The organism is Priestia sp. RMT2NF4, assembly GCF_047872835.1.
Taxonomy (GTDB): domain Bacteria; phylum Bacillota; class Bacilli; order Bacillales; family Bacillaceae_H; genus Priestia; species Priestia zanthoxyli.
Genome location: NZ_JBLQZO010000006.1, coordinates 13,140 through 26,696, shown reverse-complemented (window position 1 = coordinate 26,696; position 13,557 = coordinate 13,140). Strand labels below are relative to the sequence as shown.

Here is a 13,557-nt window from a genome sequence, read left to right as displayed (position 1 = left end):
TTCCCTTTCGTAAATATGTTAGAAATAAGCTAATCATTTCTCGTTTTAAGCCTGCTATTGAAAAGAAATGAATACATATATTGCCCTGCTACTCGCCCATACTATAAAAAAACATAATGGGGTGAGTACATGCATGATTATTATGACGGACTATATAAATACCTGCTTAATGCTACGTTTTGGTTTATTTTATTAATTGTCGTGCTCGGGATAGGCATGTTTGGAATGCTAGCTTATCGCGGTTTAAAAAAGAAATAACGTAAAAAAGCCAAGCTGTTTTTACACCGCTTGGCTTTTTGTATTTATTGATCGTTGCGTGGAGGACGAGGTCCCCAGTACTGATAGTAGTCTGTTTTAATAAATCCGTTAAACAATTTGCGTTTTTTCGTCGCTTTTTTACCGTAGTACTGTTCAAACTGTTCATGAGATGTAAGCATATAAATCGACCACGTATCAAGCTTAGAAAACGCTTCGCCCATTTCAGCGTACATTTTTTCAACAGAAGGACGATCGCTTAAACGTTCGCCGTACGGAGGGTTACCAATAATGATTCCATATTCTTTCGGCGTCGTAAAATCGCGCACTTGCATTTGCTTAAATTGAATTAAATCTCCAAGTCCAGCTTCAAATGCATTTTGCTCCGCTACTTTTACCATACGATGGTCAATATCATGACCAGCAATATCTAGCACTTGGTCATAGTTCGCTAAGTCTTCTGCTTCTTCGCGCGCTTTGTCCCAAATGCTTGCTGACATCCACGGCCACTCTTCTGATAAGAAGTCACGATTAAATCCTGGTGCAATATTTTGACCGATAAGCGCTGCTTCGATAGCAATTGTACCAGAACCGCAGAAAACATCGACAAACGGACGATTCGCATTCCACGGCGTTAGCATAATTAAAGCAGCTGCCAGCGTTTCTTTTAAAGGAGCTTCCCCTTGTCCTACGCGGTAACCGCGCTTATGAAGTCCTGCACCGCTTGCGTCAATTGTTAATGTAGCAACATCTTTTAATAACGCTACTTCAATTTTAAACGTTGACCCCGTTTCTTCGAGCCAGCCTGTTGTTTTGTTATAATGTTTTTTCATGCTGTCAACAATTGCTTTTTTTACAATGCTTTGACAATCTGATACGCTGAACAATTTAGATTTAACTGATTTTCCCGATACAGGAAACTGTGCATCTACGGGCAAATAATCTCCCCAATTTAATGCTTTTGTTTGTTCAAAAAGCTCATCAAACGTACGAGCTTTGAACTGTCCAACCTGTACTTTAATTCGATCTGCTGTACGAAGCCATAAATTGCATCGAGCAATTGCAAGCTCGTCTCCTTCAAAGATAACCTTGCCATTATCTACTTCACATTCATATCCTAAAGCACGCACTTCTTTAGCGACTAGTGCTTCAATTCCCATTGCTGCTGTTGCAATAATTTTATATTTCGCCATTTTTCAACCTCATTTTGTTTCTAATTATCTACACTAAGTGTAAAAGTACCATATACATGCGCCGTAGTCAAAGCTTTCTCCGTCTTTTTATCAAAATGCAGAAACTGCTCGCTCTTGGTAGAGCCAGCAGTTTCTTTACATATGTCGCATATAGATTTGTTTTTAAAAGCTTTCCATTTTAAAATTGCGCAATCGGTTGCTCAACTTGTTTATGAAAGTAAGTATACACGTGTTTCATATGGGTGCAGCGTACATTGTTCAAGCGTTTCGTTTTTATCCAACGGATAATTATGAATCAGCACTTCTATGTTTGTAAATGAGCTCTCTGAAGGAAACTCGAACGTTTGATTATTCGGTGACATATTACAAATAACAACAGCGGTTTTACCTTCTAATGTTCGCGTATACGCGTAAATAGCGGAATCTTCTTCTGCCAACAGCTTATAAGTTCCATACACCAGCACATCATGCTGTTTTCTAATTTTAATGAGCTGTTTGTAAAAATTCAGTACCGAATTCTTATCACTTTTCTGCTCTTCTACGTTAATGTCTACGTAATTTGGGTTCACTTTCATCCAAGGGTTTCCGGTAGAAAACCCTGCATTTTTTTCTGTATTCCACTGCATTGGCGTCCTTGAGTTATCGCGGCCTGTTTCCCAAATAACTTTCATAATCTCGTCATGTGAATCGCCTTTTTCACGCTGAATACGGTAGTAGTTAATCATCCCAACATCATCATAATCATCAATAGAATCAAATTTAACATTGGTCATTCCAAGTTCTTGTCCTTGATAAATAAACGGTGTTCCTTTCATTAAAAAGTATAGTGCAGCTAAGCACTTTGCACTTTCCACTCGGTAAGCTGTGCTGCCGAATTTATTTACAGAACGAATTTGGTCATGATTTTCTAAATATAAAGCGTTCCAGCCGTTAATTTTTTCTAAACCATTTTGCCAATTAGTTAAGATTGTTTTTAACTCGATTAAATCAAGCGGTTTTTCTTCTCCTTTATCCCACAGTCCCATATGCTCGAACTGAAAAATCATATTGAAGTTTCCGCCATCTTCAGCTACCCACTCATCTGCGCTGTCCGATGTTACACCATTTGCCTCTCCAACCGTCATAATATCGTATTTGGCAAACGTTTTTTCTTTTAGCTCTTTTAAATGTTCTTGAATTCCCGGTCGATTCATATGCCCTTCAAACGATGGCACATAATCTAGCTTTTCAGGGTTCGGCAGATCTGGGAAGCCGGCCACTTTCTTAATATGCGAAATAGCATCTACACGAAAGCCGTCAATTCCTTTATCTAACCACCAGTTAACCATTTCATAAAGCTCATGACGTACTTTTTCGTTTTCCCAGTTTAAATCGGGCTGTTTTTTAGAAAATACGTGCATGTAATATTCTTTTGTCTTTTCGTCGAACTCCCAAGCTGATCCGCTAAAAATAGATTCCCAGTTGTTTGGCTCTTTTCCATCTTTACCTTCGTGCCAGATATAATAATCACGATATGGATTCTCTTTAGCAGACCTAGATTCTAAAAACCAAGGATGTTCATCTGAAGTATGGTTAATAACTAAATCCATAATCAGCTTCATTCCGCGATGGTGAACTTCATCTAACAGCTCATCAAAGTCTTCCATTGTTCCAAAATCTTTCATAATATCTTTATAATCACTGATATCGTAGCCATTATCGTCGTTAGGAGACTGATAAATCGGGCAAATCCAAATGACATCAATTCCAAGATCAGATAAATAGTCTAATTTTGAAATAACCCCTTGAATGTCACCAATTCCGTCGCCGTTTGAATCCATGAAGCTTCGCGGATAGATTTGATACGCAACAGCTTCTTTCCACCATTTCTTTTCCATGTGCTCAACCCCTCAAAATAGTGCTTTTACGTAAGCGTTCGCCTTTACGCATATCGCTATTTTATAATGAATACATGCAAAAAAATAGGTTTTTCACAAAAAAAATCGTTATTCTCTTTTGAATAACGATTCTCACTGCGCTAATTTGTGTTTAAAGGCATAAATGACGGCTTGAGTTCGGTCCTGCACATCCAGCTTACTTAATAAATTGCTCACATGTGTTTTTACCGTCTTTAGCGCAATAAATAATTCGTCTGCAATCTCTTGATTTGTTTTACCCTGTGTCATTAAAAGTAAAATTTCCATTTCACGAGCTGTGAGTTCTTCATGAGGTAAAGACGGCTTTCTCATTTTAGACATCATTTTACCGGTTACTTCAGGCTCTAATACAGATTCCCCCTCATATGTACGGCGAATAGCAGCTGCAATTTCTCCTGCTTTAGACGTTTTTAATAAGTAGCTTGTTGCCCCTGCCTCTAGAGCGGGATATACTTTTTCGTCATCTAGAAAGCTAGTGACAATAATTACTTTTGCTTCCGGCCACTGCTTAATGAGCTGTTTTGTTGCTTCAATCCCGTCCATTTCTTCCATGACTAAATCCATTAAAATAATATCCGGGCGCAGCTGAAGCCCTAATTCAACGGCCTGTTGGCCATTGGCTGCTTCAGCTATTACATGAATGTCTGTTTGAGCCGACAAATACGCTCCTACGCCAATACGAACCATTTCATGGTCATCTACTAACAGTACATTAATCATTTTGCTTCTCCTCTCTTTCTACTAACGGTACTTTTACTTCTAGCTTTGTTCCTTTGTCGGGCAAACTAATAATTTTTAATAGGCCTCCAATTTCAACTGCGCGTTCATACATATTTTGCAGACCGTACGATCCGACTTTCTCCTTTTCTACATCAAAACCAACTCCGTTATCCACAATACGTAAAATAATGGAAAAGTCACGTTTGATCAGCAGCACGTCTAAAGCTGTTGCATTTGCATGACGCAGCGTATTTGATACGGATTCTTGCAAAATTCTAAACAAGTGGTCTTCAATGCCTTTATCAAGTTCAAACCCTTCTATTTTCCAATTTAATTCAAGCGGTACTTTTTGAGCAAGCTCATTCATCAGTTCTTTCATTCCAGCCTGTAGCGATTTTCCTTTTAATGCTGCAGGACGAAGATGAAGAAGCAAAGCCCTCATTTCAAGCTGTGATTGATTAATCATTTTTTCAACCATCTTTAATTGCTTAGCTTCAGAGTCTTGTAGCGTAAGATTGGATTCCGTAATAGCAGACATAAGCATCGAAGCGGCAAATAGCTGCTGACTAACGGAGTCATGCAGTTCTCTAGCAAGCCGATTTCGTTCTTGAGAAACAATTTCTTGCACTTGCTTTTGCTGATTTTCCACTTTTTCCGTTGCCATCTTTTGAGATTGCTGCGCTTGAAAAATCATTTTATGATCTACTTTGTTTAAACGGCTTATAATTCGAGACGTTTCTTGAATAAGCGGTTCATTTGCCGACATATGCCGGTGGCCATTTTCTATTTCATATAATCGGTTTTCAACATATGTCCACTGCTGTCTCCACATAAACCCCATGATTCCTCCAATCACGCTTCCAATCGTAAGGCTTAAACTGAAGGAAAACAGCACAAAAGGCATGCCAAATACGCTCGTTTTCCATAAGTCGCTAAGTTGAAAAACAGGATATGCCAAAAACACGGTAAGGAGCACGGATACAAATACAAAAAAACTTAAGAAAATCCCCCACAATAACTGCCGTTGAAGAATACTCATATCCTTTGCACCTCTAAATCTCCAATCACAACAGTTGTAACAATCTTCACCCTATGAGCAGATTGATCAAATTCCTCTGTTTTGATAGACAAATTTTCATTGAACGAAAAGCCGCGCTGATGGCCAAAAACCGTTACGTTTCCTGCTAGTTTAGAATGATTCACAGATACTTCTGTTTCGTAAGGAATGAGCACTTTAATATTTCCAAACACTTGACGAATAAAGATAACCGCATCGCCTTTTGGCAGAACAGTATTGCTTAAATCAATCACAATGTCTCCCCATACGCTTTGAATATTAATATCATCCCATTCGTATACGGAGTCTTCGGTTCTTTGACTACCAAGAAGTTTATTCGTCAAAACCGGCCGGACCTGCACCAAACTTTGGTTTGGCTGCTGTGTCAACTCGTCAGTTGGTCTAAATTCAACCGGATGCTTTCGTAATTGAATAAATCTAAGTAAAAAGTACAGGAAAAGAGCAATAACTAAAAACTTAAAGGCAACCGTATTAAATATATTCAACACAAGCCCAATAACGCCAATCCAAAATAACATACGCCCTAATTTTCTTCTCATTTTTTTTCGCCCAATATACATGAACGCACCGGCAATTAATACAGAAAAGATCAAGCCGCTGTGAAAAAACATAATTTCAATAAACAGGACAAATAAGCTGCAAATAAAAATGAACATAAGAGATTCTGTTTTGTTTACGCTTTGCACAGCTCCCTCTCCTTTCTCCTCGTAGATGACATAGCGTTCTTTGGATGCTGCAGATATCTATTCTCTCACCTTAAAAAGACGCAGAAACCTACGCCTTTTTTAGAATACCATGTTTTATGCAGAAACACTGATTTTTTACGATGATTTTACTCTTTTTTCTAATTCAGCAATCTTGCTGTCTACCGTTTGTCTGTAGTAATTTGTATTAATTTGATTTTCAAGCTGGTCAATATAGGTTTCCATTTCGTCAAACTGACTGTAGGACGCATAAGATGCTTCCGTTTTCATTACTGAATTCATACGATGGTGCGCACGGGCAATATTTTCGCGCCCCATTAGTTCCATACGGCGAATATGCATATCTTTTACCTTATGCTTCATTTCTTCATACTTTTGTTCAAGCTCTTCTAACTGCTTGGATGCATCTTCATAAGATTCTTTTACACGCTTTGCTCTCTCTTCGTAGTGAGCATGCTCTTTTACAATAAATTCATGTAATTCTGCTTCTTCAGCTGCTTGCGCCACTTGTGCTTGCTCATGACGTTTTTTCATCATGTCAAGTGCCAGATGGTATTCGCGATTAAACTGCTCTTTTAACGTGTGCTGCCGCTCAACAAGCTGCCTTACCTTTTCAGTCTCCTGCTCGCATTGGCGCAAATAGTGATTTAACGCAGCAATTGGATTTTTTTGTTCTTTGTGATCAAGTAATTGATGAAGGTCTGCAGAAATCGTTTCTTTCATTCGAGTAAATAAGTTTCTCATTTTGTTCATCTCCTTAGATAATAAAGTGAAATTTTATTATTTTTGATTTAAGTCAGCCCACTGACGTTCAAAGTGCTTAAACGGATCTTCTTTTTCCATTTTTATAGGCCTGCTGCTGTTCCACTTTTTATATACAATGTAAAGTACTACTGCTGCGATGATACCAGCAAGAGCCGGAAGGTTTGAAACGGTTGTTAAGAGTACGACGACACCAATAAACCCCCAGAACCATTTTTTAAAGGGGGTCTCTGCTTTAACAAACCCTTTAAATGCTACGTACAAAATAACCAAGCCAAGCGCAAGTCCTACCATGGGGCCAGCATTTGCAAGAAGAACGATAGCAGCTACCGCTCCAATCAAAAACAAACCAACTTTTTTCATTTTGTTTCCTCCTTTCGCTTCTCTATATACTTAGTTTAAGGATGATAACGTTTTTTCAAAACGAGCTAGAGCTTTATTTTCTCCTAAGACCTGAGGCTGACAACAAGCTCAGCCTGATTGTACAAAAAAATGACAGCTTATGATAAGCTGTCATTTTGACATAAAAAAAGCTCTTCCGTTATATGAAGAGCTGGGTTGGATTAAAATATAGTGTATAACAACTATTGTCGATTGCTTTTCAATAACGTTCTGTAAGCCATGTTTTGTACCATTGTACTGCAAGCGGCTAGCTACCTCGTACTCCGGTGGCAATTATCTATCTACAAAATGTAACCATTTTGTCCTTCCTTCCGTTCAGTTCCTTCCAGAAAGTTCCCCTACCATTATTTGGGTTTCTCGCTCGAGGGGTTTACCTCGTTCCACTCTTATCATTTCTGATAAGACTTCGTCACTGTGGCACTTTCAGAGTAGTCAAGCCATATCTTAAAAAGACTTAGGCTTTTTCCCCGCCGTTAGCTTTTAACAGCTACCCTAGCTTATGACTTCGCTAGGCACGAACACTACAGACATCGCAGTCTGTGCGAGCATGGACTTTCCTCTACATCCTCATATGTGATGCAGCAATTACCCGAACGTTATTGATAACGACTTTCCTTAGTATAATAAAAATAGGAGTTGAATGCAACTCCTATTTTTAGGTTATTCGTATAATTTACTTCCAAACACATGTTTTTCTAAGTTTGACAAACGTTTTAAAATATCAAAGTTTGTCGTACCCGCTTGCTGCTGCTGTTGAGCCGGCGGCGGGGTAAACGAAGGTTGTTGCGGCTTTTTGGATAACTCTTCTACTTGCTTTTTTAAGCGTAAATTTTCAGTTTGTAATGCTTCAATTTCTTCATGAAATGCTTCATAATCTTTAATAACAGAATCTAGATACTTATCTACTTCCTCTTGATTATAGCCTCTCATGCCTGTTTTAAATTCTTTTTCTAAAATTTCTTTGGCCGTTAAACGAATTTTATCAGCTAACATCTCTATCACCTCGAATACGATAAACCTTATCTTTATTATAATTCATTTTTTCAAAAATAGCTTCAAATGTCAATTTATCTTTTAAAATGTTTCGTCAAGTGGCGTTAAAAAGACGAAAATTTTTCTTCATCCACGATATCTTGTAAGTCGTGAGACGTCACCATTATAATAGGGTATTCTTCTCGTTCAGCACGCTTTTTAGCCGTTTCTAACATATATTTAGGACTTCCTTCGTGCTCTTCGTCGTAAACTAAACAAATACCTTCACTTTTTTCTACTAAAAATTGATTTTTCAACCGAAACTGTGCTGGACTTTCATATTTCTTTTTTGTGATGCTATCTACATAATCTGCTTGACTTAAGACGAATTCATACAATTCTTTATTGACGTCATTCCATTTTTCTTCCTGCTCCAAAAATGGTGTTAAAACAGCTAACTGAAGCTCGGGATAATCGAGCTGCAGATCAAATACCACTTCTGCTGCCCAAATCTCTACTCCTAGCTGGCCACTAATCAATACCCATTCTAATCCATCTTCTACTAATTCCTGTAATTTTTTATAGAGCGCTTTTTTTATGTATGTAATGCCTTGATGTTTTTCATTAAAAATTCCAAGTTCGAATGGCTTATAACCAGTAACCGTTAGCACCTTCATTATATAACTCCTTTGTAACAAAATAGAATAGGAACTGATGTAATCAGCTCCTATTAACGTACATTATCTAAAATACCCTGAATTAGGTCCTTGATGCGCGCCTTTTGTATGACAGCTTCCTTGGCCGCAACCTTTGTGTCCAGGATAACTAGCGCCTGCTACTTGACCTGGGTAACCTCCTTGGCCTGGAAAACCAGCTCCACCTACTTGACCTGGGTAGCCTCCTTGGCCTGGATAACTAGCACCTGCTACTTGACCTGGGTAACCTCCTTGACCTGGGTAACCAGCACCTGCTACTTGACCTGGGTAGCCTCCCATTTGACCTGGATAGCCTGCTCCACCTACTTGAGTTGGATATTGCTGCGCACCGCCAAAAAACTGTTGATTTGAAGTTTCATTTACAACAGATTGTGTTTGCGGGAAGTAATGCACGTGCTTCACATTTGTATGATTCACCAATGTATTATGACTTGGATGAATGTGAGGTACAACTACCTCCTGAGAAGTAAACTGTGTGCAGCATTTTGTTGGATGCACAATTGGTGGCATACATTTTGTTGGTCTTGGATACATATCCTTTTTCCCCTTTCACTGTTTAGTTATTACACTATTACAATATGTGAAGGGTAATGTACATGTACTAAGACAAACACCTATTTTTGACCTACATAAAGGAGTTATACGAATTTTTCAAACTGCTTAAGACAATTACTGTTAAACAAATTAATGCGAAAAATGATACTAAAATCACATTTTTCATGAGGCCTCTCTCCATCTCACCAAAGTTCTGTTTTTAAGCTGTAAGAATCAGTCTTACATTGACTAATTTTATCAATGACTGAAAAATAGAACAATATAAAACGTCTACAAAAACAAAAGAATAATAATTCTGAATATTTTAAAATAAATCAGCTGAAGCCTATCCTTTAGCTGATTTATTTTTTAATCTAAGAAGTCTTTTTTCAAGCGCTTCCTTCGACGTTTTTTTCGTCATTCCCCTGAGTTGATTCCACTTCTCCGAGGCTAGCTCAGTATATAGAAGTGCTTGATGAACATCTTTGAGACGATGCTCATAAATTTTAGCTAACTCAACCAGTGCTTCTATAGCGACGTCACCTTCACATGTTTGAACCAAGGGTTCAAACATGTCCACTGCCTCTTTCCAACTCTTCTCTTTTTTATAATGATAAGCCATCGCTAGCTGAGCTTTTTTATGCTCTTCTTTTTCTTTTTCCGCTACGCCTTGATAAAGAGAGAAAGCGTGCTTGTTCTCCCCCAACTGCTCATACCACCTTGCCACTTCATATGTTTCTTTTTCTGTAAACTCCTCACTAGTAAGGAGATGTTTTGATAAATGAATGTATAAGGTAATAAGCGATAAAATATCATGTTCATTATGTTTCATAATGTCGAATAAGCCTCTTGGATTTTTCGTTTCAATAAAATCAAAATAAATCATGGGAGCTAAGAAACCGGGAATATCATCAACTCGTTCAATTCCAAGTATTTCTTTTTCGACATTCGCAAGCTTAACCGAACCCATTTTATGTTTCCACAGCCTTCTTGACGCATGCAGTAAATCAAAGTGACCGAACTTAGGCAGCTTGGGCAAATGATCTCTCAATAGCGTATGGCGAGTCTTGACGTGAGGCCAATCGAAAGATTTACCATTATAAGTCACAAGCGTCGTGTAGTCTACTTCTTTTAAAAAACTTTCATAAAATGCTACTTCTCCACTTGGCTCGGTTAATATATGCTGACGAAAAACGACGGAATCTTTTAACACCCTTGCGTATCCTAGCAAAAAGATAGTCGTTCCCGTACCTGTACTAAGCCCCGTCGTTTCCGTATCAAAGAAAAACAAATCTGAATATGTGTGGCCTTTTGATGAAAGCGGATGAGCAACTGTAGACTGATTCCATACTTCCACTACTTTTTTCAGCTCATTAAATTCATAATGTCCATGCTTGTAGTCGAGCGGGTAAACCACTTCTCTGATCATACAGTAGCTGTCTTCGGCAAAGTAAGGCGCAGCATGATTTCCCTTCCATTCCTGCTCATAGGGAATAGACGCGCCCTTAGATCGCTGGGGGGTACTTTCAACCGGAGGCTTCGCTTCTGTAACATGAAGATGCTTTTTCATACGGTTTAATTTATTTTTAAAAGACACGAGTTCACCTACTTTGCAGTTGTTGTAGCAGTACGAGCGCATCGCTTTTCGCGTGTTCTCCCTGTGCTTCCATACCAATACAGGACGGACAGCCGCTTTCGCAAGAACAATTTACAATTAATTGATTAGTTTGACTTAGCACATCATTCATTTGTTCGTATACTTTATCGCTTAGGCCAATGCCTCCCGGGTATCGGTCATATAAGAAGATAGTGGGCTGTTCATTGTGCACCGCTTTTATCTGAGGCACTACATGTAAATCAGAAGGATCGCACATCACCATAAGCGGTGCAATTGACTGAATGGCATTTGCCACGGAAATAAGAGCTTGTTCCAATCGTTCTTCAGATTCGTGAAACTGTTCTTTTTCAAAGCTTAGCCACACGGCATTTGTATGAAGCTCTTCTTCCGGAAGTGAAATGGGCCCTGACCCTATGTTTTCATGCGTCTCAAACTTTATTTTTTTAAATATCGTCGCCATGGCGCTGACCATTACATCGCCATAACTGATTGAATATGTCCCTTCCAGTCGTTCTTTATCAGCTTCTAGAACCTTCAAGTTAACCGCCAAGTTTGCATCGGTAAAATAATCTACATCAACTTCACGAACATACGCTTTTTTCTCATCCCAGTCCAAGTATTCTACTTGATACTGAATGCCTTGATGCAAGTAAATCGCCTCATCATGAAGAAGCGTCATAGCACTAAAGCGATCCATTTCTCCAATTACTTTCACATTTGCAACGTCCGATTGATCAATGATGACAACATTTTCTTGGGATGCAGAGCGCAGACTGATATTATGAGCTGGGAAGGAATCATTCATCCAGTACCATTTATCTCCGCTAAAATGAATCACTCGTTCTTCTTGCAAAAACTCCAGCACGTCTTCAATTTCTACCCCATCAAATGTTTCTCCCTGCTTAAACGGCAGCTCATAGGACGCACATTTTAAATGATCGACTAAAATAACAAGATTATCAGGATTAATTCGAGCTGTTTCTGGATTTCTGCTAAAAAAGTAATCCGGATGCTGAATCATATACTGATCAAGCGGACTTGAACTTGCGACCATCACAATGACGGCTTCTCCATGACGTCTTCCTGCTCGTCCTGCTTGCTGCCAAGCGCTTGCAACCGTGCCTGGATAACCTGTCATTACACACACCTGCAGCTGCCCGATATCCACTCCTAGCTCTAAAGCATTCGTACTGACTACCCCGTAAATACTTCCCTCTCGAAGTCCTCTTTCTATTTCGCGTCGCTGCTTCGGCAAATATCCTCCTCGATACCCTTGAATAGACTTATGTTGAAGCTGGTTTTTTACGAGCTCCTGCAGATACGTTAAAATAATTTCCACTCGTACTCGGCTTCGTGCAAATACAATCGTTTGAATTTTATTTTCCAAAAACTCTCCTGCAATATTTCGCACTTCAAGCGTAGCACTTCTTCTAATGTTTAAAGGTTTATTCACAATAGGTGGGTTATAAAAAATAAAATGTTTGCGGCCGCTAGGCGCTCCGTTGTTATCTACTAACATAACATGAGCTCCCGTTAAATGTTCAGCGAGTTCTTTTGGATTAGCGATGGTCGCTGATGTACAAATAAAGATAGGATCGCTTCCATAGTAGCGGCAAATTCGCTTTAACCGGCGGATAACGTTGGCTACGTGGCTTCCAAAAACACCGCGGTACGTATGAAGTTCATCAATCACAATGTATTTCAGATTCTCAAACAGTGATACCCATTTTGTATGATGAGGTAAAATAGCTGAATGAAGCATATCCGGATTCGTAATAACGATATGCCCTGCTTTTCTCACCTTTTGGCGGATATTTGCCGGAGTATCTCCATCATACGTGTAGCTATTGATTGGCACTTCCATTTCTTCAATGATTTCATTTAATTCACTTTTTTGATCTTGGGCAAGCGCTTTTGTTGGGAACAAATAAAGAGCTCGAGCTTGATCGTTTTCCATAATACTTTGCAGTACCGGCAAGTTGTAGCACAGTGTTTTCCCCGAGGCTGTTGGCGTAACGGCCACAACATTCTTCTTAGCTGCCGCCAAATCAAACGCTGTTTTTTGATGCGTATAAAGCGAACCAATTCCTCGTTTTTCAAGTGCTTCCCGCAGTTTCGTATGCAAAGAAGCTGGAAATGGCGCAGTTTTAGCTTCTTTCTCTTCGATTGTATGCCAATGAACAATATTTTGCTGATACGATGGATTCGTTTGCAAAATATCCATTACTTCTTGTAAATTTTTTCGTATTCTCATTTTCATCACCTGCTTCTATTTTAACGAATGAACGTTCGATAGAAAACCATAAGTTTTTGTATGTTTTTGGTGGAATCGGACATGGTATTAATACAGTAAATTTTTCAAGGAGATGTTAAAAATGGGAAGCCCTTATCTTTGCCCTAGCTGCAAAACAAATCGAACGCGCTTTAATATCATTGAACAAAATGCAAAACCTGTAAAAATGGACCCAAGAAGCGGAGACGTCGTAGAAGAATACACAAACGATACGCTCGATGCCTTTCACGCTGCTTATAACGGACCCCAAAAACGCATTCAGTGTGGAGCTTGCGGCTTAGTAGAAGATGAAACCATGTTTGTACGGCATGCTGAATCAAATAAACTTCAATAAAAAAAGGTGGGGCCCTTTGGTCTCACCTTTACTCCTATAACTCTTAGTGCTTTTTCTTGA

The 13,557-nt window shown here is 39.0% G+C and carries 14 protein-coding genes and 1 other RNA gene; 2 read left to right on the top strand and 13 right to left on the bottom strand.

Annotated features, from left to right (window positions below; all coding sequences use genetic code 11):
• The first annotated feature begins 129 nt into the window (after positions 1-129).
• Positions 130-258: a hypothetical protein gene (locus ACMX9J_RS21545; protein WP_013056148.1), complete on the top strand. Its 129-nt coding sequence runs from the start codon at positions 130-132 to the stop codon at positions 256-258.
• Between the two features lie 44 nt (positions 259-302).
• Here ACMX9J_RS21545 and ACMX9J_RS21540 read toward each other — a convergent pair whose 3' ends face one another.
• The 13 genes from ACMX9J_RS21540 to ACMX9J_RS21480 all read right to left on the bottom strand — a co-directional run bounded on the left by ACMX9J_RS21540 (position 303) and on the right by ACMX9J_RS21480 (position 13,124).
• On the bottom strand, positions 303-1,448 hold the full coding sequence (locus ACMX9J_RS21540; RefSeq protein WP_028414050.1) for a THUMP domain-containing class I SAM-dependent RNA methyltransferase: 1,146 nt from the start codon (positions 1,446-1,448) through the stop codon (positions 303-305).
• A gap of 209 nt (positions 1,449-1,657) precedes the next feature.
• Positions 1,658-3,325, bottom strand: coding sequence for a glycoside hydrolase family 13 protein (locus ACMX9J_RS21535; protein ID WP_028414051.1), 1,668 nt, complete (start codon positions 3,323-3,325; stop codon positions 1,658-1,660).
• Positions 3,326-3,457: 132 nt separating this feature from the next.
• The gene (locus ACMX9J_RS21530; protein ID WP_028414052.1) at positions 3,458-4,084 is read right to left on the bottom strand and encodes a response regulator; all 627 of its coding nucleotides are present in this window, start codon (positions 4,082-4,084) and stop codon (positions 3,458-3,460) included.
• Positions 4,077-5,123, bottom strand: coding sequence for a sensor histidine kinase (locus ACMX9J_RS21525; protein WP_165635696.1), 1,047 nt, complete (start codon positions 5,121-5,123; stop codon positions 4,077-4,079). The genes ACMX9J_RS21530 and ACMX9J_RS21525 overlap by 8 nt, the downstream gene beginning before the upstream one ends.
• Entirely contained in the window at positions 5,120-5,848 is a 729-nt protein-coding gene (gene liaF, locus ACMX9J_RS21520; RefSeq protein ID WP_028414054.1) for a cell wall-active antibiotics response protein LiaF, read from the bottom strand. Before liaF ends, ACMX9J_RS21525 begins: the two co-directional genes overlap by 4 nt.
• A gap of 135 nt (positions 5,849-5,983) precedes the next feature.
• Entirely contained in the window at positions 5,984-6,610 is a 627-nt protein-coding gene (locus ACMX9J_RS21515; protein WP_048018491.1) for a PspA/IM30 family protein, read from the bottom strand.
• 36 nt (positions 6,611-6,646) lie between these two features.
• Positions 6,647-6,991 (bottom strand): hypothetical protein, encoded by a 345-nt coding sequence (locus ACMX9J_RS21510; protein ID WP_028414056.1) that lies wholly within the window; start codon positions 6,989-6,991, stop codon positions 6,647-6,649.
• A gap of 247 nt (positions 6,992-7,238) precedes the next feature.
• An RNA gene (gene rnpB, locus ACMX9J_RS21505) (RNase P RNA component class B) lies at positions 7,239-7,627 on the bottom strand.
• 63 nt (positions 7,628-7,690) lie between these two features.
• Positions 7,691-8,023 carry a cell division regulator GpsB gene (gene gpsB, locus ACMX9J_RS21500; RefSeq protein ID WP_013056140.1) on the bottom strand — a complete coding sequence of 111 codons (333 nt, stop codon included), beginning with the start codon at positions 8,021-8,023 and terminating at the stop codon, positions 7,691-7,693.
• Between the two features lie 104 nt (positions 8,024-8,127).
• Positions 8,128-8,679, bottom strand: a complete 552-nt coding sequence (locus tag ACMX9J_RS21495; RefSeq protein ID WP_028414057.1) for a DUF1273 domain-containing protein — start codon at positions 8,677-8,679, stop codon at positions 8,128-8,130.
• A gap of 63 nt (positions 8,680-8,742) precedes the next feature.
• Complete coding sequence (locus ACMX9J_RS21490; protein WP_034266527.1) at positions 8,743-9,252, bottom strand: spore coat protein; 510 nt, start codon at positions 9,250-9,252, stop codon at positions 8,743-8,745.
• A gap of 346 nt (positions 9,253-9,598) precedes the next feature.
• Positions 9,599-10,849 (bottom strand): ribonuclease H-like domain-containing protein, encoded by a 1,251-nt coding sequence (locus ACMX9J_RS21485; RefSeq protein WP_047751361.1) that lies wholly within the window; start codon positions 10,847-10,849, stop codon positions 9,599-9,601.
• A 4-nt stretch (positions 10,850-10,853) separates the two neighbouring features.
• On the bottom strand, positions 10,854-13,124 hold the full coding sequence (locus tag ACMX9J_RS21480) for a DEAD/DEAH box helicase (RefSeq protein WP_416226155.1): 2,271 nt from the start codon (positions 13,122-13,124) through the stop codon (positions 10,854-10,856).
• Positions 13,125-13,245: 121 nt separating this feature from the next.
• Between ACMX9J_RS21480 and ACMX9J_RS21475 the strand changes: the two genes are divergently transcribed.
• Positions 13,246-13,497, top strand: a complete 252-nt coding sequence (locus ACMX9J_RS21475; protein WP_013056134.1) for a hypothetical protein — start codon at positions 13,246-13,248, stop codon at positions 13,495-13,497.
• Positions 13,498-13,557: the final 60 nt, after the last annotated feature.

Bases quoted from the DNA above. Each gene is read 5' to 3' on its own strand.
- ACMX9J_RS21545 (WP_013056148.1), top strand. From the start codon at position 130: ATGCATGATTATTATGACGGACTATATAAATACCTGCTTAATGCTACG.
- ACMX9J_RS21540 (WP_028414050.1), bottom strand. From the start codon at position 1,448: ATGGCGAAATATAAAATTATTGCAACAGCAGCAATGGGAATTGAAGCA.
- ACMX9J_RS21535 (WP_028414051.1), bottom strand. From the start codon at position 3,325: ATGGAAAAGAAATGGTGGAAAGAAGCTGTTGCGTATCAAATCTATCCG.
- ACMX9J_RS21530 (WP_028414052.1), bottom strand. From the start codon at position 4,084: ATGATTAATGTACTGTTAGTAGATGACCATGAAATGGTTCGTATTGGC.
- ACMX9J_RS21525 (WP_165635696.1), bottom strand. From the start codon at position 5,123: ATGAGTATTCTTCAACGGCAGTTATTGTGGGGGATTTTCTTAAGTTTT.
- ACMX9J_RS21515 (WP_048018491.1), bottom strand. From the start codon at position 6,610: ATGAGAAACTTATTTACTCGAATGAAAGAAACGATTTCTGCAGACCTT.
- ACMX9J_RS21510 (WP_028414056.1), bottom strand. From the start codon at position 6,991: ATGAAAAAAGTTGGTTTGTTTTTGATTGGAGCGGTAGCTGCTATCGTT.
- gpsB (WP_013056140.1), bottom strand. From the start codon at position 8,023: ATGTTAGCTGATAAAATTCGTTTAACGGCCAAAGAAATTTTAGAAAAA.
- ACMX9J_RS21495 (WP_028414057.1), bottom strand. From the start codon at position 8,679: ATGAAGGTGCTAACGGTTACTGGTTATAAGCCATTCGAACTTGGAATT.
- ACMX9J_RS21490 (WP_034266527.1), bottom strand. From the start codon at position 9,252: ATGTATCCAAGACCAACAAAATGTATGCCACCAATTGTGCATCCAACA.
- ACMX9J_RS21480 (WP_416226155.1), bottom strand. From the start codon at position 13,124: ATGAGAATACGAAAAAATTTACAAGAAGTAATGGATATTTTGCAAACG.
- ACMX9J_RS21475 (WP_013056134.1), top strand. From the start codon at position 13,246: ATGGGAAGCCCTTATCTTTGCCCTAGCTGCAAAACAAATCGAACGCGC.